We start from the raw sequence: 26,297 nt of genomic DNA on the forward strand, positions 1-26,297 counted from the left end.
ATGGATACACGTTCGATATGGCTAAAAATGTATGAAGCATCATCTCTCTTGTTTGAAAGGCGACACCATAAAAGCAATCATCCTGGTCTGCCTCGCGGTGGGCGTGGTGGGGATGTCCTACGGCTCGCTGGCGATGGCCTATGGTTTCCCTGTCTGGGTGCCGTTTGTGCTCTCCATCACCGTACTCGCGGGCGCGTCAGAGTTTATGTTTATCGGCATTGTAGCAAGCGGCGGTAACCCGCTGGCGGCTGCAGCCGCAGGATTACTGGTCAACGCGCGCCATGTGCCGTTTGGAGTGACGGTGCGAGAGCTGGTCGGTAAGCGCGGTCTGAGCCTGTTGGGCTGCCACATCATGAACGATGAAAGCGTGGTGTTTGGCCTGTCGCAAAAAACCGCCGAGCAGCGTAAAGCCGCCTACTGGCTGTGCGGTTTAGGCGTCGCCATCGTCTGGCCGCTTGGCGCGCTGCTGGGTGCCATGGTCGGCAAACTGCTGCCGGACCCGGAAACCATAGGCCTGGATGCGGTATTCCCGGCGATACTGCTGGCATTAGTGGTTCCCGCATTTAAAAACCGCACCACGCTGATCCGCGCCTGCAGCGGTGCCGTTCTGTCGCTGGCCGCCGTGCCATTTGCCCCCGTAGGTCTGCCGGTACTGCTCTCTTTACTCGGTCTTGCCGCGAGGAAAAAATAATGGAAAACATGACGTTCTTTATTCTCGGCATCGCCATTTTGTCTGCGGGAACCTATTTGATGCGTCTTGGCGGAGCGAAACTGGGCAGCAGGCTGGCATTGTCAGAGCGTTCACAGGCGCTGCTGTCAGATGCGGCAACGGTATTGCTGTTTTCCGTGGCGCTGGCGACCACGTTTTATGAGGGTGACCACTTTGCCGGCATGGCGCGCGTGCTGGGCGTGGCGTTTGCAGTGTTTTTGGCCTGGCGGAAGATGCCGTTAATTGTGGTGATCGTAGCGGCGGCAGTGGTAACCGCGCTGCTGCGCGTGGCGGGCATAAACTAAAAAAGCGCCCCGGGGGCGCTCTTTCGACGGTGTGACAGCTTATTTAGTCAGTTCAGCGGTCATGTGTACGCGGTTACCTGAGAACGCCTGGGTAATTTTGTACGATGACGCGCCGGCTTCCTGAGCCTGAGCCGCGATTTTAGCTTCTGCGCCATCAATGGTAGAGGCGGTTGCGGTTACGGTCTGTGCAGCGAAAGAACCGAAAGAAGTAGCCAGAGCGATTACAGCGACAAAAGTTTTGATGCTTTTCATGATATAAACCCTTTCATTAAGTTGTTTTGGTAAGGCACCGTGCCTTGATGAGATAAATACTAGACCTCATCATGAACAACTAAAAGCGGAAGGATTTGCTATTATCATTCAAAATTACTGATCAACTATCAATCGTTGTGGATGGGTATAAATCGTCGCCCTTCCCGGCTTGCAGAAGCCCACCAGCGTCAGGTTGCAGCGCTCCGCCACCTCCACCGCCAGCGTTGTTGCGGCTGAGACCGCAAACAGAATTTCCACACCGCACATCGCGGATTTTTGCACCATCTCGTAGCTGGCGCGGCTGGAAACGAGTGCTGCCCCCTGCTTCCAGACCTCACTTTCACGAGCCCGGCGACCGAGCAGCTTGTCCAACGCCACGTGGCGGCCAACGTCCTCATGTCCCCCGGCAATATCCCCCGACGGCAACACCCATGCCGCCGCGTGCGTGCAGCCGCTCAGCTGGCCGATGGGCTGTACATCATTCAGGTGCTTAAGCGCATGGTCGAGGTGCGCCAGATTAAAGGTCTGAGTAAACGGCAATGGCGCAACGGGTTTACCAATATCATTGAGCTGCTCAACGCCACACACGCCGCAGCCGGTACGCCCGGCCAGCGCGCGACGGCGCTCTTTCAGCCCCATAAAGCGGCGGCTGGAGAGTTCGATTTGCACTTCAAGACCGTTGCAGGCCTGCACCACGTCCATACCGTAGATCTCCTGCGGATTCTCGATGATGCCTTCCGAGAGGGAAAAACCGATGGCGAACAGCTCAAGATCTTTCGGAGACGCCATCATCACCACATGCGAGATACCGTTGTAAACGAGCGCAACGGGTACTTCTTCCGCCAGAAAATCCGGCGTGGTATGGGTGATGTGGGGCGGTCGGTGTACCGACAGTTCCACAATACCTGCAGGTAGTGGTGACGAGTGGGGAGCACGGTTTTGTTTAGACACAGCGGTATTCCTGAACAACCACGGAGGTGAGCGTGCTATTGCAGCATAAACCACAGGCTGTATGCATAGTATGGATCAACTTTTCGACAACCATTCTCCTACTCATTTAGCAGGGGTGCAACCTGACACTGGCTACACCGCTTTAACATGCAGAGCCTTTAATGTGATCAATATCACACTTTATAATCAACATGGTGATAATACGTTCACTTTGTATTAACGCCATTAGAACAGCGGTACCGACAATGTGGTATTCTGATGATATCCCTCGTGGAATTGAGGGATTAACGCAAATTTTTTCCTTTGCGGTCATTCTTCAGCCGCGAAGTCAAAACTACATATGTAAGCAATGTCGAAACAAGGAGTGACCCATGCAGGTCAGCAGAAGGCAGTTCTTTAAGATCTGCGCTGGCGGTATGGCAGGCACCACGGCAGCGGCACTGGGCTTTGCGCCCGGCGTAGCGCTGGCGGAAACGCGGCAGTATAAACTGCTGCGCACCCGTGAAACCCGTAATACCTGTACGTACTGCTCTGTCGGTTGCGGGCTGTTAATGTATAGCCTCGGCGACGGTGCTAAAAACGCCAAAGCGTCTATTTTCCATATCGAAGGCGACCCGGATCATCCGGTTAACCGCGGCGCATTGTGCCCGAAAGGGGCCGGTCTGGTGGACTTTATCCACTCCGAAAGCCGTCTCAAATTCCCTGAATATCGTGCGCCTGGATCCGACAAATGGCAGCAAATCAGCTGGGAAGAGGCGTTTGACCGCATCGCAAAACACATTAAAGAAGACCGCGATGCCAACTTTGTTGAGAAGAATGCCGACGGCGTCACGGTCAACCGCTGGCTCTCCACCGGGATGCTGTGTGCCTCCGCTTCAAGCAACGAAACCGGTTATTTAACCCAGAAATTTACGCGCGCACTCGGTATGCTCGCGGTCGACAACCAGGCGCGTGTCTGACACGGACCAACGGTAGCAAGTCTTGCTCCAACATTTGGTCGCGGTGCGATGACCAACCACTGGGTCGACATCAAGAACGCCAACCTCATTGTGGTGATGGGCGGTAACGCCGCTGAAGCGCACCCGGTCGGGTTCCGCTGGGCGATGGAAGCCAAAATCCACAACGGTGCGAAACTGATTGTGATCGATCCCCGCTTTACGCGAACTGCGTCAGTGGCGGATTTTTACACCCCTATTCGTTCAGGTACTGACATCACTTTCCTGTCAGGCGTATTGCTGTACCTGATGACCAACGAAAAATATAACCGCGAATACACCGAAGCCTATACCAACGCCAGCCTGATCGTACGTGAGGATTACCACTTCGAAGATGGCCTGTTCAGCGGTTACGACGCCGAAAAACGCAAATACGACAAAACCAGCTGGAACTACGAGCTGGATGAAAAAGGCTTTGCGAAGCGCGACACCACCCTGCAGCACCCGCGCTGCGTGTGGAACCTGCTGAAAGAGCACGTTTCCCGCTACACGCCGGAGGTTGTCGAAAACATCTGCGGTACGCCGAAGGCGGACTTCCTGAAGGTGTGCGAGCTTATCGCCGAAACCAGCGCGAAGGACAAAACCGCGTCATTCCTGTATGCCCTCGGCTGGACGCAACACTCCATCGGTGCGCAGAACATCCGCACCATGGCGATGGTTCAGCTCCTGCTCGGCAACATGGGTATGGCTGGCGGCGGCGTGAACGCCCTGCGCGGTCACTCCAACATTCAGGGTCTGACTGACCTCGGCCTGCTGTCTCAGAGCCTGCCGGGTTACATGAACCTGCCAAGCGAGAAACAGACCGACCTGCAAACCTACCTGACGGCCAGCACGCCTAAACCGCTGCTTGAAGGCCAGGTGAACTACTGGGGCAACTATCCGAAGTTCTTCGTCTCGATGATGAAAGCGTTCTTCGGTGATAAAGCGACGTCTGAAAACAGCTGGGGCTTTGACTGGCTGCCGAAGTGGGACAAAGGTTATGACGTTCTGCAGTATTTCGAGATGATGCACCAGGGCAAAGTGAACGGCTATTTGTGCCAGGGCTTTAACCCGGTGGCCTCGTTCCCTAACAAGAACAAGGTTGTTGAATCGTTGTCGAAACTGAAGTTCCTGGTGACGATTGACCCGCTCAATACCGAGACCTCGACCTTCTGGCAGAATCACGGCGAATCGAACGACGTCGATCCGTCGAAGATTCAGACCGAAGTATTCCGTCTGCCGTCAACCTGCTTCGCGGAAGAGAACGGGTCGATCGTTAACTCCGGACGCTGGCTGCAGTGGCACTGGAAAGGTGCGGACGCCCCGGGCATCGCCATGAACGACGGCGAGATCCTGGCCGGCATCTTCTTACGCCTGCGTAAGATGTATGCGGAAGAAGGCGGCGCGAACCCGGAACCCGTGCTGAACATGACCTGGAACTACTCGACGCCGGAAAATCCTGCGCCAGAAGAAGTGGCGATGGAGAGCAACGGTAAGGCGCTGGCGGACGTTATTGACCCGGCCACCGGCACCGTACTGGCGAAGAAAGGCGATCAGCTCAGCACCTTCGCGCACCTGCGCGATGACGGTACCACCTCCAGCGGCTGCTGGATCTTTGCCGGTAGCTGGACGCCGAAAGGCAACCAGATGGCAAACCGCGATAACGCCGACCCGTCGGGCCTTGGCAATACGCTGGGCTGGGCATGGGCGTGGCCGCTCAACCGCCGTATCCTCTATAACCGCGCATCCGCTGACCCGCAGGGTAACCCGTGGGATCCGAAGCGTCAGCTTCTGAAGTGGGACGGCGCGAAATGGGGCGGCGTGGATATTCCGGACTACAGCACTGCCGCACCGGGCAGCGATGTCGGGCCGTTTATCATGCAGCCTGAAGGGATGGGGCGTCTGTTTGCTATCGATAAGATGGCGGAAGGTCCGTTCCCGGAACACTACGAGCCGTTTGAGACGCCGCTGGGCACCAACCCGCTGCACCCGAACGTGGTCTCAAACCCGGCAGCCCGTATCTTCAAAGGCGACTTTGAAGCGCTGGGTAAAAAGGACAAGTTCCCGTACGTGGGCACCACCTACCGTCTGACCGAGCACTTCCACTACTGGACCAAGCACGCGCTACTTAACGCGATCGCGCAGCCGGAACAGTTTGTGGAGATCGGTGAGAAGCTGGCGAACAAGCTCGGCATTGCCCATGGCGATACCGTGAAGGTCTCCTCTAACCGTGGCTACATTAAAGCCAAGGCGGTGGTGACTAAGCGTATTCGCACGCTGAACGTTCACGGTCAGCAGGTGGATACCATCGGTATTCCGATTCACTGGGGCTATGAGGGCGTGGCGAAGAAAGGGTTCATTGCGAACACCCTGACGCCGTTCGTCGGTGATGCGAACACGCAGACGCCGGAGTTTAAGGCCTTCCTCGTGAACGTGGAAAAGGTGTAACGGAGACGACTTATGGCTTATCAATCTCAAGACATTATCCGTCGTTCCGCGACTAATGGTTTCACGCCCGCGCCTCAGGCGCGGGACCACCAGCAGGAAGTGGCGAAGCTTATCGACGTGACCACCTGTATCGGCTGTAAAGCCTGTCAGGTGGCCTGCTCTGAGTGGAACGATCTGCGTGACGAAGTGGGTCACAACGTCGGGGTGTACGACAACCCGGCGGACCTGACCGCCAAGTCCTGGACGGTGATGCGTTTCTCGGAAGTTGAGCAGAACGACAAACTGGAATGGCTTATTCGCAAAGACGGCTGTATGCACTGTGCGGATCCGGGATGCCTGAAGGCATGTCCGTCAGAAGGGGCTATCATTCAGTATGCCAACGGCATCGTCGACTTCCAGTCCGAACAGTGCATCGGCTGCGGCTACTGCATCGCGGGCTGTCCGTTCGACGTACCGCGCCTGAACCCGGAAGACAACCGCGTCTACAAATGCACCCTGTGCGTTGACCGCGTAACCGTCGGCCAGGAGCCTGCGTGCGTGAAGACCTGCCCAACCGGCGCTATCCACTTTGGCTCCAAAGAGGATATGAAAACGCTGGCGGCAGAGCGCGTGGGCGAGCTGAAAACCCGTGGTTACGACAACGCGGGCCTGTACGATCCGGCCGGGGTTGGCGGTACGCACGTGATGTACGTGCTGCACCACGCCGACAAGCCGAATCTGTATCACGGTCTGCCGGAGAACCCGGAAATCAGCGCCACCGTGAAGTTCTGGAAAGGCATCTGGAAACCGCTGGCAGCGGTCGGTTTTGCTGCCACCTTCGCAGCGAGCATCTTCCACTACGTCGGCGTCGGTCCGAACCGCGCGGAAGAGGAAGACGACAACCTGCATGAAGAGAAAGACGAGGTGCGCAAATGAGAAAACGTGACACCATCGTGCGCTACACCGCGCCGGAACGCATCAACCACTGGGTCACCGCCTTCTGCTTCATGCTGGCGGCGATAAGCGGGCTGGGGTTCTTCTTCCCGTCCTTCAACTGGCTGATGCAGATCATGGGGACTCCACAGCTGGCGCGCATCCTGCACCCGTTTGTGGGCGTCATTATGTTCGCGTCGTTCATCATCATGTTTTTCCGCTACTGGCACCATAACCTAATCAATCGGGATGATATCTTTTGGGCGAAGAATATTCGTAAGATCGTCGTCAACGAGGAAGTGGGTGACACCGGGCGTTATAACTTCGGCCAGAAATGCGTATTCTGGGCGGCGATTATCTTCCTGGTCCTGTTGCTGGTGAGCGGCGTGATCATCTGGCGTCCGTACTTTGCGCCTGCTTTCTCAATCCCGGTGATCCGATTCGCGCTGATGCTGCATTCATTTGCCGCAGTGGCGTTAATTGTGGTTATCATGGTGCATATCTACGCCGCCCTTTGGGTGAAAGGCACCATTACCGCGATGGTGGAAGGATGGGTAACCAGTACGTGGGCGAAGAAACATCACCCGCGCTGGTACCGTGAAGTCCGCCAGAAACAGGAAAAGTCATCTGAATGAGTATTCGCATAATCCCGCAAGATGAGCTGGGGTCGAGCGAGAAACGCACGGCGGATTATATTCCGCCGTTGTTATTCCCCAGACTCAAGAACCTCTACAACCGCCGCGCAGAGCGTCTGCGCGAGCTGGCAGAGAACAACCCGCTGGGCGATTTTCTGCGCTTTGCCGCGCTGGTCGCCCATGCGCAGGAAGTGGTGCTGTATGACCACCCGCTGCAAATGGATCTGACCGCGCGTATCAAAGAAGCCAACGCGCAGGGCAAGCCGCCGTTGGACATTCACGTCCTGCCGCGCGACAAGCACTGGCAAAAGCTGCTGCATTCGCTAATTGCCGAGCTGAAGCCGGAGATGAGCGGAACCGCGCTGGCGGTCATTGAGAATCTGGAAAAAGCCTCTGACCTGGAGCTGGAAGAGATGGCGAGCGCGCTGTTTGCCTCCGACTTTGCTCTGGTGAGCAGCGATAAAGCGCCGTTTATCTGGGCTGCGCTGTCGCTTTACTGGGCGCAAATGGCGAGCCTGATCCCCGGCAAAGCTCGCGCCGAATACGGCGAGGCGCGCCAGTTCTGCCCGGTCTGCGGCTCCATGCCGGTATCGAGCATGGTGCAAATCGGCACCACTCAGGGGCTGCGCTACCTGCACTGCAACCTGTGTGAAACCGAGTGGCACGTGGTTCGCATCAAGTGCAGCAACTGCGAGCAGACCCGCGATCTGAACTACTGGTCGCTGGAAAATGAAGAAGCAGCAGTGAAAGCCGAAAGCTGCGGCGACTGTGGCACTTACCTGAAGATTCTGTATCAGGAAAAAGACCCGAAAGTCGAAGCGGTGGCCGACGATCTTGCCTCGCTGATTCTGGACGCGAAGATGGAGCAGGAGGGATTCGCCCGCAGCTCGATCAACCCGTTCCTGTTCCCGGGTGAAGGGGAATAACTCCCTGTTACAGTGCCGGGCGGCGCGTGCTTGCCCGGCCTGCAGTTCGACAGCATTACCCGCCGTCTTTCATGTCAGATGCTCTCCATTCTCGTTGAGAGACGCGTTATCGCCTTTGCGAGCCGCTTTCCAGATTGTTGCCCTCAACAATATTCTTGTTTTCTTTTGAATCAAACCAGGCTATAAAACTGTTTATCCATACAGTAAAAGGGAATTTTCATGGCGCTGGAACAGGGTATTGCACAGCTGGTTCAGGGATTTATCGCTGCAGGGCGACCCTCGTCACGTCGCCAGAGCGTTGAGGTGCGACGAGCAGGTTATATTGCCAGCACGGGGCTTGCCGGGGAGACCGAAACGCGCGTTCAGGTGGAGACGCTTGTTCTTGAGGGTCTTACCATTCGGGTATTTTCACCTCTCAATGCGCCTGAAATATTGCCTGCTGCCATTTACTATCATGGTGGATGTTTCATCAGCGGCGGCTTTGATACCCATGACAACCAACTCCGCCAGTTAGCCTGCTACGGCAATTGCCGGGTGATCGCGATTCAGTACAGGCTGGCCCCGGAGCATATTTTCCCCGCAGCACATGACGATGCGGAAAAAGGTGCAGATCTGGTCTGGCATTATGCGGACAAACTGGGCGTGGATAAAAACCGGATCACACTTTGCGGAGACAGCGCAGGAGGCCATCTTGCGCTGGTGACGTCATTGCGGCTCAACGCGAAAGGACGATGGAAACCCGCGCAGCTCATTCTTATCTATCCCATGCTCGACGCCACCGCCAGTTTTGAAAGCTATGCCCTCAATGGCACGGATTACATTATCACCCGCGATACCCTGCTCAGCGGGTATGAAATGTACCTCGCCGACATCGACCGCCAGCATCCCGAAGCGAGCCCGCTGTGGCGCGATGATTTTTACGGACTTCCGCCAGTGCACATCATTACCGCAGAGTACGATCCGCTATGCGATGAGGGAGAAATGTTATATCAGCATTTGACTGAGCAGGGTGTGAAGTGTACCGCTCAGCGCTGGCTGGGCGTCATCCATGGCTTCTTTCAGCTTGGCGGCGTTAGCCAGTCTGCGCGAGACGTTATGCGGGATATCGCCGGGCGGATTCAGCACGCCCGGATAACGTGAACAGAAGATTACTCCTCCTCGTTCCCGCCCTCTTCATACGCGCCAAAAGGCTTCGCCGGAAGAACGATATAGGTGCCTTCAAACACCGCGCCCGGTGTTTTATCGCCAAATAGTTCAACCTGCATTTGTACGCGAGCCTTGCGGCCGCGTGCCAGGCGATCCAGATCGCCGCCCAGCGATCCCAGATCGGCCACCGCGCTCGGTTTACCGCTGATCGGTGCGCTATAGCGGATATGAGCATCAGCAAGAATGATGGTGCCACCCAGATGGCGCTCGCGCAGCATCAGCCAGATAAGTCCCCAGCCGGTGAGCGTGGCCAGTGAGAACAGACTTCCAGCAAAGAGGGTGTGGTGGGGGTTCTGATTGCCAGTTTCCGGCATGGTGGTAATAAATTTTTGTCCGGTGTACTGCTGAATGCGCACGCCCATTTTTTCGCTGAGCGGAATGTGCTGATACCAGGCCTGCTGCAGCTGTCCGCACCAGTCGGCGCGATGCAGAATATCGTCCAGCGTGGCGATGGGTTTGATCATCAAAAAATGACGAATCGGGGTGGTTTGCGGGGTTGTGATCTCCCCCTGATTCACAAAACCGAGTTTAGCGAAGAATTCCACGGCATCTTCGCGGGCGCTACAGGTAACGCGCTTAACGCCTTCCTGACGGGCGACGGATTCCAGGGTCATCGCCATTAGCGTCCCCAGACCTTTGTCCTGCACGGAGGGATGAACCGCCATAAAGCGAATAGACGCTTCGTTATCGGCGTTGATGTACAAACGCCCGACGGCCACGAGGTTGCCGTCTTCGTCCATCACCATCTGATGGTGGGCCATCGCGTCCCAGGCGTCGCGCTCAGAGCCTTTTGGCTGATGTAATGGCTTGCGTAGCATTTCCCAGCGGAACTGGTAATAGGCTTCTAACTCTTCTTCCGTTTGCGGTACTCGAAGGTGATACATAGCTGTACTCTCTCTTGTTACCCGCGGCCATGCCGCCAGTTGGCTCATACCTGGAGCCAGAATGTGACGGGGCCATCGTTCACCAGCGATACCTGCATATCTGCAGCGAATCGTCCGGTTTGCGTATTCATTTCCTGCTGGCGACAACGCTCTACAAAGTACTCGTAAAGTGCTTCAGCACGATCCGGCGCGGCACCTTTCGAGAAACTCGGGCGCATGCCGCGCTCGGTATCCGCTGCCAGCGTAAACTGGGAAACCACCAGCACGCAGCCTCCCGCCTGCTGGACGTTCAGGTTCATCTTGCCTTCCGCATCGCTGAAAATACGGTAGCCCAGCACGCGCTCGCACAAGCGGTTGGCTTTTTGCTCGTCGTCATCCTTTTCGACACCTAACAACACCAAAAGTCCTGGGCCAATTTCACCCGTCACCTCTCCCTCCACGGTGACGCTGGCACGGGTTACGCGCTGTATCAATGCAATCATGGTTGGTCTGCTTCTTGTTGTTTTTCAGCTTCTGCTGCTTTTTTAAGTTCGCGGTATACACCGAGAGTGACAGTTATTTCAGCACCAAGCAAGACGATACACCAGGTCCAGTAGACCCAGACAAACAAAATGGGGATCACCGCCAGCACGCCGTAAATCAGCTGATAGGACGGAAACATGGTGATGTAGAGGGCAAACCCTTTCTTACCGAGCTCAAAGAGCAATGCCGCCACCAGCGCCCCCACGACCGCATCGCGGTTAGGCACGCGCGTGGTCGGCACCACGCTATAGAGCAGCCAGAACGAGAGCCACGACAGGATCAACGGAAAGATGCGAAGCACATTATCAATAGCGCCGTTTAAATCACTCGCCCAGCGCAGGGAGAGCAGATAAGAACTGATTGCCAGGCTCGCCCCGGCCAGCAGCGGCCCCAGCGTGAGGATCATCCAGTACACGGCAAAAGAATAGACCTTTGGCCGCGCTTTTTTACTCCGCCAGATCGTGTTTAGCGCGTTATCGATGGCGTACATCAACAGCAGCGCGGTGATGATAAGACCGCACGCCCCCACTGCCGTCATCTTGCTGGAATTGGCAACAAACTGCTCAATGTAGTTCTGGATAACATCCCCGGTTGCCGGAATGAAATTCGCGAAGACAAAATGACGAAGCTGCACGCTGACGTCCGCAAACATCGGAAAGGCGGAAAACAGGGCAAAGATAACCGCCACCAGCGGCACTAACGAGAGCAATGACACGTAGGCGAGGTTACCCGCCAGCGTGGTCATATTGTCCTCATCAATCCGGTGCCAGAGCAGTTTCAGCCAGGCCCGCAGCGGGCGAGTATGGTGCGTGGCTTTTTGATGAACGGTTTTTAGCATAGCTGCTTCGCAAAGTAGTCAGGTATCGTCTCTTTTCCGGTCACCAGAATTGACGTAATACCCAACTGGTTAGCTCCCTCTATATTATCGGCGTTGTCGTCGAAAAAGACCGCATCGGCCGCGGTGAATCCTTCTGACTGCAGAACAGCCTGATAAATTCGCGCTTCAGGCTTACGCATGCCCATCTCCTGCGAGAGATAGATTTTATCAGCCGCCGCCTTAACTTCAGGGTATTCTTCAGGCCAGAACGTGGTATGCAGGCGGTTGGTATTTGATAGCACAACGACACGATGCCCCTGATCGCGCAGTTTGTGCATGATGTCGATCACTTCAGGCCGGATGGCGACAAATACCGCCTGCCAACCGTGGGAAAACTGTTCATAGCTTAACGAAAGCCCCATCTCCTGACAGAAACGTTCAGCGAATGCTTCATCGCTGATTTCACCGCGCTCATGCTGGTGGAAAGTCTCGCCCATTGCGAAATTCTGCTTTAAGGTCGCCAGCGGCACGCGGCTAAAATCGCTCCATGCGCCCAACACGCGATTAAAATCGATATCGACGATGACGTTTCCTAAATCAAAGATATAAAGCATGTTTATCTCCTGCTCGCCGTGGAGAGGTAACTGTAGCGGGAAAGATAAAGTTTGGCTATGCACGAGATTCAGCTTAGAGGGAGCAGTATGAAGAACAAAAATTTAGCCAGGAAGATGATATTGGCTTACTGGCGATAGGCAGGGATGAGTTTTATTTAAGTTCGATTTTGCGAAGATATACGTTTTAGTTCAATCTGCAAAAAATTATAGAAAAACGCTTCCGTAATATTTTTTCTCATCACCATATTCCCCCATTTTTGCCATGGCAATCCCATTTCGCGCGGCTTTGCTCGAAATCGCAACAAGTTCACTTTACTTAAATTTACATTTAGATACAAATACTCTATTTATCTTCTTTTTTATAATGATAAGTTTACATTACTTTACACATGGAGCTGCACTTTCGTGAAGATTAAAAAGGGATACGTCCTCAGTGCCGTTTTAATAGCTTTACTCTGCGCTTTCGCTATTTATTCATACAATGCCTACCGATTTAAAAAAGCCAGCAGAGATATTTTATATCAACTCTCCAGCCAACTGATTGTGAAGCAAGGGCTTGAACCAAAACTTTCAACCCACCTCGTTTTTGATACGTTATATATCGACGGAAACATATCCAAAGATGATGACAAAATCATTGTGGGGCTTATCAGAAAAAACCTTATCCCTGTCAGAACGATATCCATAAACAGTGGTGGCGGCGATGTCGAAACTGCAATAAAAATAGCACAAGTTATTCATGATAAAGAAATTAACATTGAGGTCAGGCGATTATGCCTTTCTTCCTGTGCTAACTATCTTTTCCCAGCGGCAAAAAACAAAATCATCAATTATGGTTCCATTATTGGTTTCCATGGGTCGCCTAATTCTGATGACAATAAGTTAACAACTACGGTTAACGGAGAAATCAATACAGACACAACGATAACAGATCGCATTTTCTCAGAAATAAGAAAAACGGATAAAGCATTCTACAAAGATATAAATGTGTCATGGATGATGCCACTTTGCGGGCAAAAAGAAAATATTGGTGATCCAGACACAGGTCTGTCGACGTACAGCGAAAAGGATTTTACGCGTTTTGGCGTAAAAAACATTTCATTCACGGATGGTGAAATGGTATGGAAAAAGTCTATGGATATTATGGGTATACCTTTTGCTCACTATTGCAAGGAAAATTAATAATGCGTGAACTCAATGAAAGTGAATTAAGTAACGTCAGCGGTGCAGGAATGTGGGGTTCTATCGGTAGTGCGATTGGTGGGATGTTCGGTGGTGGTAGCGCTGGTTGTAATGGCAGCTATTCTCACACCAGCACCACTAACAAAGATGGTTCTCACTCTGAAAGCACATCCTTTAGCGGTGGTTGCTCGGTTAACGTTGGTGGTAAAAGCGGTGGTTCATCAAAAGGTAATGGTGGTTCGAAAAGTGGCGGTGGCCGCCAGGGTAATGATCACGGTAGACATTAATTCCTGAACCATTATAACTCATAGCCGCTGATATTTGGCGGCTATTTCCACCCCGCAAGAGGCCAGGTATGTTTCGCAAGGAAGCTATTGAATATCAGAGTAAACGGTGGGAAGGGAAAGCTGTTCTTCTGCCGGGCATCCCTTTTGCTCTTATCATATTGCTCAGCATTTTTTTTATTGCTTCCATTTCTATTTTTATTACCAAAGGTTCCTACACCCGTCGCGTCATCGTTCACGGTGAAATAACCACTTTCCCTGGCTCAGTGAATATCTCTGCATCAATGCAGGGTACAGTCGTGCAGAGTTTTGTTAATGAAGGCGATCGCGTAAAAAAAGGTGATGCTCTCTTTCTCATTCATTCGGGTGTATCGACGCAATCAGGCCTGGTTGATGAGAATAAAAAAAAGGAGATCGCGCTACAGATAAAGAGTATCAGCGTAATGATGGCAAATTTGAACTCTTCGAAAAACCGTACGCTCAACGCGCTGACGACTCAAAAAGATCATTATCAGTCCAGTTTTAATACCTCATCTGGGCTACTGGTGCAGGCTGAGCGGGAACTGCATCAGATTGAGAAGAACGTTAACGATTACCGTGGTTATCAGGAAAAAGGTCTGGTCACCAAAGACCAGATGAGTAGCCAAAACGCACTACTCTACCAACAGCAGAGCAATGTTTCTGACCTGGTCGCCAGAAAATCACAGGACCAGGTTCAGATCGATGCGCTCAATCAGCAAATCCAGTCCCAGAGCGCTGATTATGACCAACAGATTTACCAGCTTGAGCAACAAATATACGAACTGCAAAAAGAAAAGTTAAATACAGAAGCGGAAGGTAATTATGTCATCGTGGCAACAGCCGATGGCTTAATCGACTCCATCAATACGGCGCAAGGTAAGATGATCGGCGCAGGCGATGTACTGGCGCGAGTTCAGCAGAATATCCATTCACCATGCTATCTCGAAACCTGGGTTCCGGATGAAGTTCTTCCTTATCTGGCGATTGGCCAGCGCGTTAATGTTAGTTACGACGCCTTTCCTTATGAAAAATTTGGTCAGTTCAGGGCATCAATATCAGCAATATCCAGGCTTCCGGCATCGAAGCCAGAACTCCTGTCAAAGCAGACCATCGCACATGAATTCTATGACGATAAAAAGTCCTGGTACAAAATCATGATCAAACCTGACCTACAGTCTGTGCAAGTTCATGGAAAACAACTCTCACTGAGCCAGGGAGCCAAAGCGCAGATTTCTCTTTTCCTTGAAAAGAGACATATCTATGAGTGGTTATTATCGCCATTTTACGAAATGAAAATGAGCGTAACGGACGCGGGTAATGAATAATCTTTATACACTTGAGACGCTGCTGCGCAAGTTGGATCTTAAAATATTTAAACGCATCCCAGTTGTCTTTCAAACCGAAGCGTCCGAATGTGGCCTGGCCTGTCTTTCAATGATATGCAGTTTTTATGGCAAGCAGGTGGATCTACTGCAACTCCGGCAACAATTCAATTTGTCATCACGTGGGGTCAACCTCAATGCGATAAAAGCAATTGCCAGTGAACTGGAGATGTCGTCACGCGCATTGTCCGTGGACCTTCAGGAATTACATGACGTGCGTAAGCCCTGCATATTGCATTGGGATTTTAACCATTTTGTCGTACTGATTAAGGTCGATAAGAACAGCGCGGTGATCCACGACCCTGCGTTTGGACGACGGGTGATTAGCATGCCCGAATTGTCCCAACATTTTACTGGTGTTGTGCTTGAGGTATGGCCGGGAACTACTTTCTCAGTTCAAAAGAAGCAAAACAGGTTAAAAGCCACCACGTTATTAAAGAATATCAATGGACTGATGACATCACTGACGAAGATATTTTTCTTATCGCTGGTGATTGAGTTGATCAGCCTGCTATTGCCAGTGGGGACACAATTAGTCACGGATAATGTGATTGCATCCGGAGATTACGGTTTACTTAATATCATCTGTCTTGGGTTGTTTATTCTGATTCTGTTACGTTTGACGGTCAGTGTCATACGCTCCTGGACCACGCTGATACTGGGAACACTCATCGACGTCCAGTGGAGTTTTAGCCTCTTTTCTCACCTTATAAAGCTTCCGACCACCTATTTTGAAAGACGCAAATTGGGGGACATTCAGTCTCGCTTCCACTCGCTTGATGTTATACGGGCCACTTTTACCACAGGTTTGACTGGTAGCATTATTGATACGCTAATGCTCATGGGTTTGCTGGTAATGATGTTTTTATACAACCTGCAGCTCAGCATGATAGTGGTCTCTTTTACCGCAATATACACCTTCATTAGGTTTGCTACCTATCGATACTATCGCCAGCTATCCGAAGAAGAGTTAATCAAGGAAGCACGCCTTAATTCTTATTTCATGGAAACCCTGTACGGTATCGCGACGATTAAGATTCAGGGGATGACTGACCTGAGAATCAATAACTGGTTTAATCTTTTTTCAGATAAGGTCAATACAGGCATTCGTTTGACGCGAATGGATCTTTTCTTTGGTGGCGTCGTCTCTTTTATCGCCGCCTGCGACCAAATTGTTATCCTGTGGGTTAGCGGCAGGCTGATGATGGATAGTCATTTAACCATCGGTATGTTTATCGCATTTAACACCTTCAGGAGTCAGTTCTATGACCGAATAAATGCCCTGATCAACTTTATCATTCAGCTGAAGATCATCAACTTACACAATGAACGCGTTGCCGATATTGCGCTGCAGGAAGCATCTTCTTCAACGGCCACCAGCCCGCTGCGTTTACTACACGGAGCCTTAACGCTCGAAATTCAGGATCTGACTTACCGTTATGATAACCATGCGGACCCTATCTTCAGCAAACTGAATCTGACCATTCATGCCGGAGAGAGTATTGCTATTACGGGCGTATCGGGTTCAGGTAAAAGCACCTTGATGAAAGTGTTGTGCGGTTTATTCGAACCGTCGAACGGCTGCGTCCGAATTAATGGCATTGATATTAAGCAACTTGGTTTCGAGCATTATGCTGAACGCATTGCCTGTATCATGCAGGAAGATAAGCTGTTTTCAGGCTCAATCAAAGAGAATATCGCCGGTTTTCGGCCTGACATTGACGAGCAGTGGATGGTGCAATGCGCTATCGCAAGCCATATTCATAATGACATTTTAAAGCTACCAATGGGTTACGAGACACTGATTGGTGAACTTGGGGAAGGGTTGTCCGGCGGTCAAAAACAGCGGATTTATATTGCCCGGGCATTATACCGTAAACCGGGTATTTTATTCATGGACGAGGCGACCAGCCACCTTGATAAAACCAGTGAAAGTCAGGTCAATCAGTCTATACAGGCGATGAACATTACGAGGATTATTATCGCGCATCGCGAAACCACGATTTCATCGGCAGATCGGGTGTTCGTGATAAATGGAGCAGAGCTACCCTAATCCGTGAATTTCGCAGGAAAAAGATAGCGTTGGGACATAACTCCCCCGGGTAATGAAGAATTCTGGCGATCATCGAATAAAAAAGCCGCTGAGGGATCAGCGGCTTTTTACCGGCCGGGTGGTACATGCGCTTACCCGACCTATAGATTGACCGTATTACTCTTCTTTCGCACCGCGCATAGCACGTTTACGATCGTTCTCGGTCAGGTGACGTTTACGGATACGGATAGACAGCGGAGTCACTTCTACCAGTTCGTCGTCATCGATGAATTCCAGAGCCTGCTCCAGGGTCATCTTGATCGGTGGAACCAGAACCGTTGCTTCGTCAGTACCGGACGCACGCATGTTGGTCAGTTTCTTACCGGTCAGGCAGTTTACGGTCAGGTCGTTAGAACGGCTGTGAATACCGATGATCTGGCCTTCGTAAACTTCAGCACCGTGACCCAGGAACAGCTTACCGCGATCCTGCAGACCGAACAGCGCAAACGCAACCGCTTTACCCTGACCGTTGGAGATCAGCACGCCGTTGTTACGCTGGCCAACTTCGCCCGGACGCACGTCGTCGTAGTGGCTGAAGGTGGAGTACAGCAGACCGGTACCAGAGGTCATAGTCATGAACTCAGAACGGAAGCCGATCAGGCCACGGCTTGGGATCACGTAGTCGAGACGTACGCGGCCTTTGCCATCTGGATTCATGTTTTTCAGGTCGCCTTTACGCTCACCCAGCGCCTGCATCACAGAACCCTGGTGCTGCTCTTCAACGTCCAGCGTCACGTTTTCGAACGGCTCTTGTTTACGGCCGTCGATTTCGCGGAAGATAACTTTCGGACGGGAAACCGCCATTTCGAAACCTTCACGACGCATGTTTTCGATCAGAACAGACAGGTGCAGCTCACCACGACCAGAAACGCGGAATGCATCAGCGTCTTCGGTTTCTTCAACACGCAGCGCAACGTTGTGCACCAGCTCTTTGTTCAGGCGGTCAAGGATCTGACGAGAGGTAACGAACTTACCTTCTTTACCACAGAACGGAGAGGTGTTGACGTTGAAGAACATGGTAACGGTTGGTTCATCAACAGACAGGGCTGGCAGCGCTTCCACGTTCTGCGGGTCGCAGATGGTGTCAGAGATGTTCAGCTCGCCCAGACCGGTGATAGCGATGATGTCGCCCGCTTCAGCCAGATCGCTGTCGATACGCTCCAGACCCAGGTGAGTCAGCACTTTGCCAACTTTACCGTTACGGGTTTTGCCTTCGCTATCGATGATAGTAACCTGCTGGTTTGGCTTCACTTTACCGCGTTTGATACGGCCGATACCGATGACGCCAACGTAGTTGTTGTAGTCCAGCTGGGAGATCTGCATCTGCAGTGGACCATCCAGATCAACATCCGGTGCCGGTACGTGATCGACAATCGCCTGATACAGCGGGGTCATGTCTTCCGCCATATCTTCGTGATCCAGACCCGCGATACCATTCAGCGCCGAAGCGTAAATGATAGGGAAGTCCAGCTGTTCGTCGGTCGCGTCGAGGTTAACGAACAGGTCGAATACCTGATCAACAACCCAGTCAGGACGTGCGCCAGGACGGTCAACCTTGTTGATAACAACAATTGGTTTCAGGCCATGGGCAAATGCTTTTTTGGTCACGAAGCGCGTTTGCGGCATTGGGCCGTCAAATGCGTCAACCACCAGCAGCACGGAATCCACCATGGACATCACGCGCTCAACTTCACCACCGAAGTCGGCGTGCCCTGGGGTATCAACGATGTTGATACGGTAGTCATTCCATTTAATCGCGGTGTTTTTCGCGAGGATGGTAATCCCACGCTCTTTCTCCAAATCGTTGGAGTCCATCACACGCTCTTGAGTTTCGGCACGCGCATCAAACGTACCGGATTGCTGCAGCAGCTTATCAACCAGGGTAGTTTTACCATGGTCAACGTGCGCGATGATGGCGATGTTACGCAAATTTTCGATCACAACTTTGCCTCAGGCATTAGAAATAGCGCGTTATTGTACACGGATTAATCGCACTACAAAACAGGATCACAAACATCCTCCGCAAACAAGTATTGCAGAGATGCTTTGTGATCGCTTTCACGGAGCGAAAAAGGGCACTTTAACGTAAATTGCACCAATATGGTGCTCAATGTTCACATTGAAGCACTATACTGGTGCAACAAATCCATCGTGGTGCAGCCCTTTTGCACTATGGTGCGCATGATAACGCCTTTTTGGGGTGATTTAAAAGTTGGCACAGATTTCGCTTTATAAAAATACATGGCAACAGCCAGTACAAACAGAAACTGAAGACCTCGTTACCACGACGACAATGACCAATCTGGAGAGTTAAGTATGTCCGCTGAACACGTTTTGACGATGCTGAACGAACATGAAGTGAAGTTTGTTGATCTCCGCTTCACCGACACCAAAGGTAAAGAACAGCACGTCACAATCCCTGCTCATCAGGTGAACGCCGAATTCTTTGAAGAAGGCAAAATGTTTGACGGCTCCTCCATTGGTGGCTGGAAAGGCATTAACGAATCCGACATGGTTCTGATGCCAGATGCGACCACTGCGGTCATTGATCCGTTCTTCGAAGAACCAACCCTGATCATCCGTTGCGACATCCTCGAGCCAGGCACGCTGCAGGGCTACGACCGCGACCCGCGTTCTATCGCTAAACGCGCTGAAGAGTACCTGCGTTCTACCGGCATCGCAGACACCGTTCTGTTCGGGCCAGAGCCAGAGTTCTTCCTGTTCGATGACATCCGTTTCGGTGCTTCTATTTCTGGCTCCCACGTTGCTATCGACGACATCGAAGGTGCATGGAACTCCTCCACCAAATATGAAGGTGGTAACAAAGGTCACCGTCCTGGCGTTAAAGGTGGTTACTTCCCGGTTCCTCCGGTCGATTCTGCACAGGACATTCGTTCCACCATGTGTCTGGTGATGGAAGAGATGGGCCTGGTTGTTGAAGCTCACCACCACGAAGTGGCGACTGCTGGTCAGAACGAAGTGGCAACCCGCTTCAACACCATGACCAAAAAAGCGGACGAAATTCAGATCTACAAATACGTTGTGCACAACGTTGCGCACCGTTTCGGTAAAACCGCGACCTTCATGCCAAAACCAATGTTTGGCGATAACGGTTCCGGTATGCACTGCCACATGTCTCTGTCCAAAAACGGTACCAACCTGTTCTCTGGCGACAAATATGCTGGCCTGTCCGAGCAGGCGCTGTATTACATCGGCGGCGTAATCAAACACGCTAAAGCGATCAACGCCCTGGCGAACCCAACCACCAACTCCTACAAGCGTCTGGTCCCGGGCTACGAAGCGCCAGTGATGCTGGCCTACTCTGCACGTAACCGTTCTGCTTCTATCCGTATCCCGGTAGTAGCGTCTCCTAAAGCGCGTCGTATCGAAGTACGCTTCCCGGATCCAGCGGCTAACCCATACCTGTGCTTCGCAGCACTGCTGATGGCAGGTCTGGACGGTATCAAGAACAAGATCCACCCGGGCGAAGCGATGGACAAAAACCTGTACGACCTGCCGCCAGAAGAAGCGAAAGAGATCCCACAGGTTGCTGGCTCTCTGGAAGAAGCCCTGCAGGCGCTGGACGCAGACCGTGAGTTCCTGACTGCAGGTGGCGTATTCACTGACGACGCTATCGATGCTTACATCGCACTGCGCACTGAAGAGAACGACCGCGTGCGCATGACTCCGCATCCGGTTGAGTTCGAACTGTATTACAGCGTTTAATTAAGTTGTTTTACCCGGCGTGACAAGCGCCGGGAGTAGTTGCCGTGGAAACTTTTAGCCCATCTCCGGATGGGCTTTTTTCTCCACCAACAATCTGATCTCACGCGCTTTTTACGCCGAAAACGCTATACTGCACTAAATTAGTGCAAACGACTCTAGGAGACTGCTGAATGGCAACTGGCACGCTGCCCGATGCTGGGCAGATCCTCAATTCTTTGATTAACAGCATTTTGCTGGTCGATGACGAGCTGGCCGTTCATTACGCCAACCCGGCGGCACAGCAGCTGCTTGCCCAAAGCGCACGTAAACTATTCGGTACCCCGCTTCCGGAACTCCTGAGCTATTTTTCGCTGAATATTGGCTTGATGCAGGAAAGCTTACAGGCAGGCCAGGGTTTCACCGATAACGAAGTGACGCTGGTGATCGACGGGCGCTCGCACATTCTGTCGCTAACCGCGCAACGTCTTCCCGAAGGCCTGATCCTGCTGGAAATGGCGCCGATGGATAATCAGCGTCGACTGAGCCAGGAGCAGCTTCAGCATGCGCAGCAGATTGCAGCCCGTGACCTCGTGCGCGGTCTGGCGCATGAAATCAAAAACCCGCTGGGTGGTTTACGCGGCGCGGCGCAGCTTCTGACCAAGGCGCTGCCTGACCCTGCGCTGGCGGAATATACCAACGTCATCATTGAGCAGGCGGACCGTCTGCGGAATCTGGTAGACCGTCTTCTCGGTCCGCAGCAGCCGGGAATGCACGTCACTGAAAGCATCCATAAAGTGGCTGAGCGGGTGGTGAAGCTCGTCTCAATGGAGCTGCCGGAGAACGTCACGCTGGTACGTGATTACGACCCAAGCCTGCCGGAACTGGCCCATGACCCGGACCAGATTGAGCAGGTCCTGTTGAACATTGTGCGCAATGCCCTGCAGGCGCTGGGACCTGAAGGCGGCGAGATTATTTTACGCACCCGCACCGCCTTCCAGCTCACGTTACACGGCGTGCGCTACCGGCTTGCGGCCCGAATCGACGTTGAGGATAACGGGCCCGGCATTCCATCGCATCTGCAGGACACCCTGTTCTACCCGATGGTCAGCGGCCGTGAAGGCGGAACCGGCCTGGGCTTATCCATTGCCCGCAGTTTGATCGACCAACACTCTGGAAAAATTGAATTTACCAGTTGGCCGGGACATACCGAGTTTTCGGTTTTCCTGCCGATTAAAAAATAAAGGTGACGTTTATGCAACGAGGGATAGTCTGGGTAGTCGATGACGATAGCTCCATCCGTTGGGTGCTTGAACGCGCGCTCACAGGGGCAGGATTAAGCTGCACGACGTTTGAGAGCGGCAGCGAAGTGCTCGACGCACTCACCACTAAAACGCCCGATGTTCTGCTGTCGGATATCCGTATGCCGGGCATGGACGGGCTGGCGCTGTTAAAGCAGATCAAACAACGCCACCCTATGCTACCGGTCATCATAATGACCGCGCACTCCGATCTGGATGCCGCAGTGAGCGCCTATCAGCAAGGGGCGTTCGATTACCTGCCCAAACCGTTTGATATCGACGAAGCGGTGGCGCTGGTTGAGCGCGCGATTAGCCATTATCAGGAGCAGCAACAGCCACGCCACGCGCCCGATTTTGGGCCAACCACCGACATCATTGGCGAAGCGCCGGCGATGCAGGACGTGTTTCGCATTATTGGCCGTCTGTCCCGCTCGTCCATCAGCGTCTTGATTAACGGCGAATCGGGCACCGGTAAAGAGCTTGTGGCGCATGCACTGCATCGCCATAGCCCGCGGGCAAAAGCGCCGTTCATCGCCCTGAATATGGCGGCGATCCCGAAGGATTTAATTGAGTCCGAACTGTTCGGCCATGAAAAAGGGGCATTTACCGGCGCAAATACCATTCGCCAGGGGCGCTTCGAACAGGCTGACGGCGGCACGCTGTTCCTGGATGAAATCGGTGATATGCCGCTGGATGTCCAGACCCGCCTGCTGCGCGTGCTGGCCGACGGGCAGTTTTATCGCGTGGGCGGCTATGCGCCGGTGAAAGTGGACGTGCGTATTATCGCCGCGACCCACCAGAACCTGGAGCAACGCGTGCAGGAAGGAAAATTCCGTGAGGATTTATTCCACCGTCTGAACGTCATCCGCGTTCATCTGCCGCCGCTGCGTGAACGTCGGGAAGATATTCCCCGCCTGGCGCGTCATTTTCTGCAGGTGGCTGCCCGCGAGCTGGGCGTGGAAGCCAAGCAGCTTCACCCTGAAACCGATGCCGCTCTAACGCGTCTGGCGTGGCCGGGCAACGTGCGTCAGCTGGAAAACACCTGCCGCTGGTTAACCGTGATGGCTGCCGGTCAGGAAGTGCTGATTCAGGATTTACCGGCCGAGCTGTTTGAGGCGACCGCGCCGGAAAGCAGTAGCGGACACGCGCTGCCGGACAGCTGGGCGACGCTGCTGGCGCAGTGGGCCGACCGCGCGCTGCGTTCCGGTCATCAAAACCTGCTGTCTGAGGCTCAGCCTGAGATGGAGCGTACGCTGTTGACCACCGCGCTTCGTCATACGCAGGGTCACAAACAGGAAGCCGCTCGCCTGTTGGGATGGGGTCGCAATACCCTGACGCGCAAGCTGAAAGAGCTGGGAATGGAATGATCTCACGCCGCTGTGTAAAGGTTATTAATTGAACGCAAATCGTCGTTATTTTGCGCTTTACTGTTCCGATGAGTTTTGTATGATCGTGCCCGGAAATTGGGGGTGAACATCATGCTGGAAACATTCGTGAATATGCTCTCTAGCGGAGCCGCTGAAAGCCACACGCCACAAACAGCCGTTGCGGCTATGTTGTGCGCGGCGCTGGTTGGGCTGTTTAGCTAGCGAGTTGGCGATGAAAAGCCGGGTGACGCTTCGCTTACCCGGCCTACATTTCGCACTTTTGTAGGCCGGGTAAGGCGAAGCCGCCACCCGGCATTACAGTTTAAATCACTCGCGAGAACTGCTGCATTCGCGCTTTCTGACGCAGATACGCGTCAAAGCACATGCAGATATTACGGATCAACAGACGCCCTTTCGGGGTGACCTCTATCGCTCTCTCCGACACATCCACCAGCCCGTCTTTAGCCAGCGGCGCCAGAAGCTTCAGATCTTCCGCGAAATAATCGCTGAAGTTCAGTTCCCACTGCGCTTCCACATCGCTGAAATCGAGACGGAAGTTGCAGATAAGCGCCTTAATCACATCGCGACGGATACAGTCATCACGCGTTAACGCAATGCCGCGCCACAGCGCGTTGCCGGTCTCATCAACCTGCTGGTAATACAGCTTCAGCTCTTTCTGGTTCTGCGCGTAGCAATCGCCAATCATGCTAATGGCGGAGACACCCATTCCCAGTAAATCGGTATCGCCCTGCGTCGTGTATCCCTGGAAGTTACGGTGCAGGACCCCTTCGCGCTGAGCAACGGCCAGCTCGTCATCCGGACGGGCAAAGTGATCCATGCCGATAAACTGATAGCCGGTGTCGGTCAGCGAGGTGATGGTTTCCTGCAGGATATCCAGCTTCTGCTGGGCAGAAGGAAGATCGGCATCTTTGATTTTGCGCTGGGCGGCAAAGAGCGTTGGCAGATGCGCATAGTTAAAGACGCTCAGGCGGTCCGGGTTAAGTTCAGCCACGCGCTTCAGCGTGAAGGCGAAGCTTTCCGGCGTTTGCTTTGGCAGGCCGTAAATCAGGTCAATATTGGTCGAGGTGAAACCAATCTCACGCGCGTGGTTGAGTAAGGCAAAGATAAATTCTTCGTCCTGCTCGCGGTTCACCAGATGCTGAACCTCTTTATTGAAATCCTGTACGCCCATACTCAGGCGGTTGAATCCTTCTGCGCGTAAATGATCCAGGACATCCAGCTCAATTTCACGCGGATCGACTTCGATCGAGATCTCAGCGTCAGCATTAAAACTGAAATTGCTGCGCAGAGGCGCCATCAGGCGGCTTATTTGCGCTTTGTTCAGATAGGTTGGCGTACCGCCGCCCCAGTGGAGCTGGCTCACGTGACGGCCTTTAAACAGCGGCGCGCGATGCACAATTTCCTGTTCGAGCGCATCAAGATACTGGTCGGCTTTATGCTGCTGGCGGGTCACGATTTTATTGCAGCCGCAGAAGTAGCAAAGCTTGTGGCAGAACGGAATATGGACGTAGAGCGACAGCGGACGCTCAGGATAGCGCGCGACAGCCTGCTGGAAATCACGCTCTCCGAAGGCATCGGAGAACTCCAGCGCGGTGGGGTATGACGTATAACGCGGCCCGGAATAGTTATATTTCTGGATTAGGGCCAAATCCCAGTCGATAGTTGATGCTGACATGCTCACTCCTTCCGTTGGTGTCGCGTTCGTATACGGCGGCCCGTTCTGACCCCATTGCGGGCCATCATTCGGGTGCGCAGCCACTTCTGTCGCCGCGACAACCGCCGTAGTTTAACGAATAACCACACCAGATAACATATAACCGGAAGGGTTATAAGCAGGACTATCGTGCCTGCCGGGTGCAAATGTTAGTTTCCACCCTTCAGAAGACGCATCATATCTTCCTGCTTCTCGTCTTCTTCTTCATCTTCGTCATCGTCGTATGACAGGCCCAGCTTCTGCATCAGTTCATCAATACGATCCAGTTTGGCATCCACCCATGACTGCTCTTCAGCGGTCAGGGTTTCACCCTCTTCAAGACGTTCCAGCAGCGCGTCCAGGCGCTCATCGTTCTCCAGCAAATCCAGCTCAGCCTGCGGTGAAAGCATAGGTTTCTCGCTCTTTGGTTTGTGCTGCTTAGTGACCGGGGTGTCTGTCACGCCCAGTGGAATGGGAGTTTTACTGCCGATACGAGGATCTTTCTGCTGCTTGCCTTTTGCAGAAGCGCCCGCTGCACCACCACCGTTGGCACGGCTACCCGCAGCATGACCGCGATGTTTTTTGTCGCGTTTGCGGTCGCGCGCTTCCTGGTTCAGTTCTTCGCGCGTTTTGCGGCGTGCTTTTGCAGGGCGTTTCGCGCCCGCAGCGGAGGTTGGTTTTTTCATGATGTTTTATCTTTAAGTCGTTTTCTTCAGTATAGAATTGCGGCGAAATCTAGCAGAAAGCAAGCAAAGAAAAAAGGCGACAGAGCAATCTGTCGCCTTTTTTCCTGACTCACAACCCTTAGCGGGTCAGACATTCCATGTTTGCCAACAACAAACCCTGTTTATCCCTTGGCTAATACCGTCCGTGATACGGTTCCATTTCCTTTTAAAACGCCTCCAGGCGCTGGTCGTCCTGACAATCCTGCGTCTTCGCCTCCTGGCGCTCCTGACCCTAATCCTTAAGTCGATTTCCTGTTGGCTTCCTCGCCCTGACGCACACTTTACCTTGTTCCGTTAAACTAACAAGCAACGAAACGGTACAAAAAAGGATTTTCAGACAATTACCCGAAAATAAGCTTATGATTTAAAACA

The 26,297-nt window shown here is 53.0% G+C and carries 24 protein-coding genes; 15 read left to right on the forward strand and 9 right to left on the reverse strand.

The window, feature by feature from the left end; translation table 11 throughout:
• Positions 1 to 31 precede the first annotated feature (31 nt).
• Positions 32 to 691: an AzlC family ABC transporter permease gene (locus tag KGP22_RS21940; protein WP_008501825.1), complete on the forward strand. Its 660-nt coding sequence runs from the start codon at positions 32 to 34 to the stop codon at positions 689 to 691.
• On the forward strand, positions 691 to 1,014 hold the full coding sequence (locus KGP22_RS21945) for an AzlD domain-containing protein (RefSeq protein WP_111963949.1): 324 nt from the start codon (positions 691 to 693) through the stop codon (positions 1,012 to 1,014). Before KGP22_RS21940 ends, KGP22_RS21945 begins: the two co-directional genes overlap by 1 nt.
• 39 nt (positions 1,015 to 1,053) lie before the next feature.
• Here KGP22_RS21945 and KGP22_RS21950 read toward each other — a convergent pair whose 3' ends face one another.
• A complete protein-coding gene (locus KGP22_RS21950; RefSeq protein WP_023309747.1) occupies positions 1,054 to 1,266 on the reverse strand; it encodes a DUF1471 domain-containing protein in 213 nt (70 codons plus the stop codon).
• Positions 1,267 to 1,380: 114 nt separating this feature from the next.
• Positions 1,381 to 2,217, reverse strand: a complete 837-nt coding sequence (gene fdhD / locus KGP22_RS21955; RefSeq protein ID WP_115876973.1) for a formate dehydrogenase accessory sulfurtransferase FdhD — start codon at positions 2,215 to 2,217, stop codon at positions 1,381 to 1,383.
• Positions 2,218 to 2,588: 371 nt separating this feature from the next.
• Here fdhD and fdnG point away from each other — a divergent pair, with 371 nt between their 5' ends.
• The 5 genes from fdnG to KGP22_RS21980 all read left to right on the forward strand — a co-directional run bounded on the left by fdnG (position 2,589) and on the right by KGP22_RS21980 (position 9,252).
• On the forward strand, positions 2,589 to 5,639 hold the full coding sequence (gene fdnG / locus KGP22_RS21960) for a formate dehydrogenase-N subunit alpha (RefSeq protein ID WP_223580779.1): 3,051 nt from the start codon (positions 2,589 to 2,591) through the stop codon (positions 5,637 to 5,639).
• Between the two features lie 12 nt (positions 5,640 to 5,651).
• The gene (gene fdxH / locus KGP22_RS21965; protein WP_008501831.1) at positions 5,652 to 6,554 is read left to right on the forward strand and encodes a formate dehydrogenase subunit beta; all 903 of its coding nucleotides are present in this window, start codon (positions 5,652 to 5,654) and stop codon (positions 6,552 to 6,554) included.
• Positions 6,551 to 7,186, forward strand: coding sequence for a formate dehydrogenase cytochrome b556 subunit (gene fdoI / locus KGP22_RS21970; RefSeq protein WP_008501832.1), 636 nt, complete (start codon positions 6,551 to 6,553; stop codon positions 7,184 to 7,186). Before fdxH ends, fdoI begins: the two co-directional genes overlap by 4 nt.
• The gene (gene fdhE, locus KGP22_RS21975) at positions 7,183 to 8,112 is read left to right on the forward strand and encodes a formate dehydrogenase accessory protein FdhE (RefSeq protein ID WP_023309751.1); all 930 of its coding nucleotides are present in this window, start codon (positions 7,183 to 7,185) and stop codon (positions 8,110 to 8,112) included. Before fdoI ends, fdhE begins: the two co-directional genes overlap by 4 nt.
• A 219-nt stretch (positions 8,113 to 8,331) precedes the next feature.
• Complete coding sequence (locus KGP22_RS21980) at positions 8,332 to 9,252, forward strand: alpha/beta hydrolase (protein WP_223580781.1); 921 nt, start codon at positions 8,332 to 8,334, stop codon at positions 9,250 to 9,252.
• Positions 9,253 to 9,260: 8 nt separating this feature from the next.
• On the opposite strand, the gene fabY is transcribed toward KGP22_RS21980, so the two are convergent.
• Genes fabY through yihX form a run of 4 tightly spaced genes read right to left on the reverse strand, consistent with a single transcriptional unit; the run spans position 9,261 to position 12,155 of the window.
• Positions 9,261 to 10,202 (reverse strand): fatty acid biosynthesis protein FabY, encoded by a 942-nt coding sequence (gene fabY, locus KGP22_RS21985; protein ID WP_223580783.1) that lies wholly within the window; start codon positions 10,200 to 10,202, stop codon positions 9,261 to 9,263.
• 44 nt (positions 10,203 to 10,246) lie between these two features.
• Positions 10,247 to 10,684, reverse strand: coding sequence for a D-aminoacyl-tRNA deacylase (gene dtd, locus KGP22_RS21990; protein ID WP_223580785.1), 438 nt, complete (start codon positions 10,682 to 10,684; stop codon positions 10,247 to 10,249).
• Positions 10,681 to 11,562, reverse strand: a complete 882-nt coding sequence (locus tag KGP22_RS21995) for a virulence factor BrkB family protein (protein WP_111963943.1) — start codon at positions 11,560 to 11,562, stop codon at positions 10,681 to 10,683. Before KGP22_RS21995 ends, dtd begins: the two co-directional genes overlap by 4 nt.
• Complete coding sequence (gene yihX, locus KGP22_RS22000) at positions 11,556 to 12,155, reverse strand: glucose-1-phosphatase (protein ID WP_223580787.1); 600 nt, start codon at positions 12,153 to 12,155, stop codon at positions 11,556 to 11,558. Before yihX ends, KGP22_RS21995 begins: the two co-directional genes overlap by 7 nt.
• 405 nt (positions 12,156 to 12,560) lie before the next feature.
• On the opposite strand from yihX, the gene KGP22_RS22005 reads away from it, so the two are divergent.
• From KGP22_RS22005 to KGP22_RS22020, 4 genes are all read left to right on the forward strand, one after another.
• Positions 12,561 to 13,337 carry a hypothetical protein gene (locus tag KGP22_RS22005; protein ID WP_058841944.1) on the forward strand — a complete coding sequence of 259 codons (777 nt, stop codon included), beginning with the start codon at positions 12,561 to 12,563 and terminating at the stop codon, positions 13,335 to 13,337.
• Between the two features lie 2 nt (positions 13,338 to 13,339).
• The gene (locus KGP22_RS22010; protein ID WP_023309759.1) at positions 13,340 to 13,624 is read left to right on the forward strand and encodes a hypothetical protein; all 285 of its coding nucleotides are present in this window, start codon (positions 13,340 to 13,342) and stop codon (positions 13,622 to 13,624) included.
• A gap of 68 nt (positions 13,625 to 13,692) precedes the next feature.
• Positions 13,693 to 14,967: an HlyD family secretion protein gene (locus tag KGP22_RS22015; RefSeq protein ID WP_223580789.1), complete on the forward strand. Its 1,275-nt coding sequence runs from the start codon at positions 13,693 to 13,695 to the stop codon at positions 14,965 to 14,967.
• Positions 14,960 to 17,077 carry a peptidase domain-containing ABC transporter gene (locus KGP22_RS22020; protein ID WP_223580791.1) on the forward strand — a complete coding sequence of 706 codons (2,118 nt, stop codon included), beginning with the start codon at positions 14,960 to 14,962 and terminating at the stop codon, positions 17,075 to 17,077. The genes KGP22_RS22015 and KGP22_RS22020 overlap by 8 nt, the downstream gene beginning before the upstream one ends.
• 156 nt (positions 17,078 to 17,233) lie before the next feature.
• Here the strand turns inward: KGP22_RS22020 and typA are convergent, their stop codons facing one another.
• Positions 17,234 to 19,057: a ribosome-dependent GTPase TypA gene (gene typA / locus KGP22_RS22025; protein ID WP_008501854.1), complete on the reverse strand. Its 1,824-nt coding sequence runs from the start codon at positions 19,055 to 19,057 to the stop codon at positions 17,234 to 17,236.
• Positions 19,058 to 19,432: 375 nt separating this feature from the next.
• On the opposite strand from typA, the gene glnA reads away from it, so the two are divergent.
• The 4 genes from glnA (at position 19,433) to KGP22_RS22045 (ending at position 23,708) form a co-directional block, all read left to right on the forward strand.
• The gene (gene glnA, locus KGP22_RS22030) at positions 19,433 to 20,842 is read left to right on the forward strand and encodes a glutamate--ammonia ligase (protein WP_008501856.1); all 1,410 of its coding nucleotides are present in this window, start codon (positions 19,433 to 19,435) and stop codon (positions 20,840 to 20,842) included.
• Between the two features lie 170 nt (positions 20,843 to 21,012).
• Positions 21,013 to 22,062, forward strand: coding sequence for a nitrogen regulation protein NR(II) (gene glnL / locus KGP22_RS22035; RefSeq protein ID WP_008501857.1), 1,050 nt, complete (start codon positions 21,013 to 21,015; stop codon positions 22,060 to 22,062).
• Between the two features lie 11 nt (positions 22,063 to 22,073).
• The gene (gene glnG, locus KGP22_RS22040) at positions 22,074 to 23,486 is read left to right on the forward strand and encodes a nitrogen regulation protein NR(I) (RefSeq protein ID WP_008501858.1); all 1,413 of its coding nucleotides are present in this window, start codon (positions 22,074 to 22,076) and stop codon (positions 23,484 to 23,486) included.
• Between the two features lie 111 nt (positions 23,487 to 23,597).
• Positions 23,598 to 23,708, forward strand: coding sequence for a YshB family small membrane protein (locus KGP22_RS22045; RefSeq protein ID WP_136196048.1), 111 nt, complete (start codon positions 23,598 to 23,600; stop codon positions 23,706 to 23,708).
• Between the two features lie 100 nt (positions 23,709 to 23,808).
• On the opposite strand, the gene hemN is transcribed toward KGP22_RS22045, so the two are convergent.
• Together hemN and yihI are read right to left on the reverse strand one after the other, a co-directional pair.
• On the reverse strand, positions 23,809 to 25,182 hold the full coding sequence (hemN, locus tag KGP22_RS22050) for an oxygen-independent coproporphyrinogen III oxidase (RefSeq protein ID WP_223580793.1): 1,374 nt from the start codon (positions 25,180 to 25,182) through the stop codon (positions 23,809 to 23,811).
• Between the two features lie 188 nt (positions 25,183 to 25,370).
• Positions 25,371 to 25,886 carry a Der GTPase-activating protein YihI gene (gene yihI, locus KGP22_RS22055; RefSeq protein ID WP_032644299.1) on the reverse strand — a complete coding sequence of 172 codons (516 nt, stop codon included), beginning with the start codon at positions 25,884 to 25,886 and terminating at the stop codon, positions 25,371 to 25,373.
• Between the last annotated feature and the right edge of the window lie 411 nt (positions 25,887 to 26,297).

The sequence above is a fragment of the Enterobacter sp. JBIWA005 genome, from assembly GCF_019968805.1.
Taxonomy (GTDB): domain Bacteria; phylum Pseudomonadota; class Gammaproteobacteria; order Enterobacterales; family Enterobacteriaceae; genus Enterobacter; species Enterobacter vonholyi.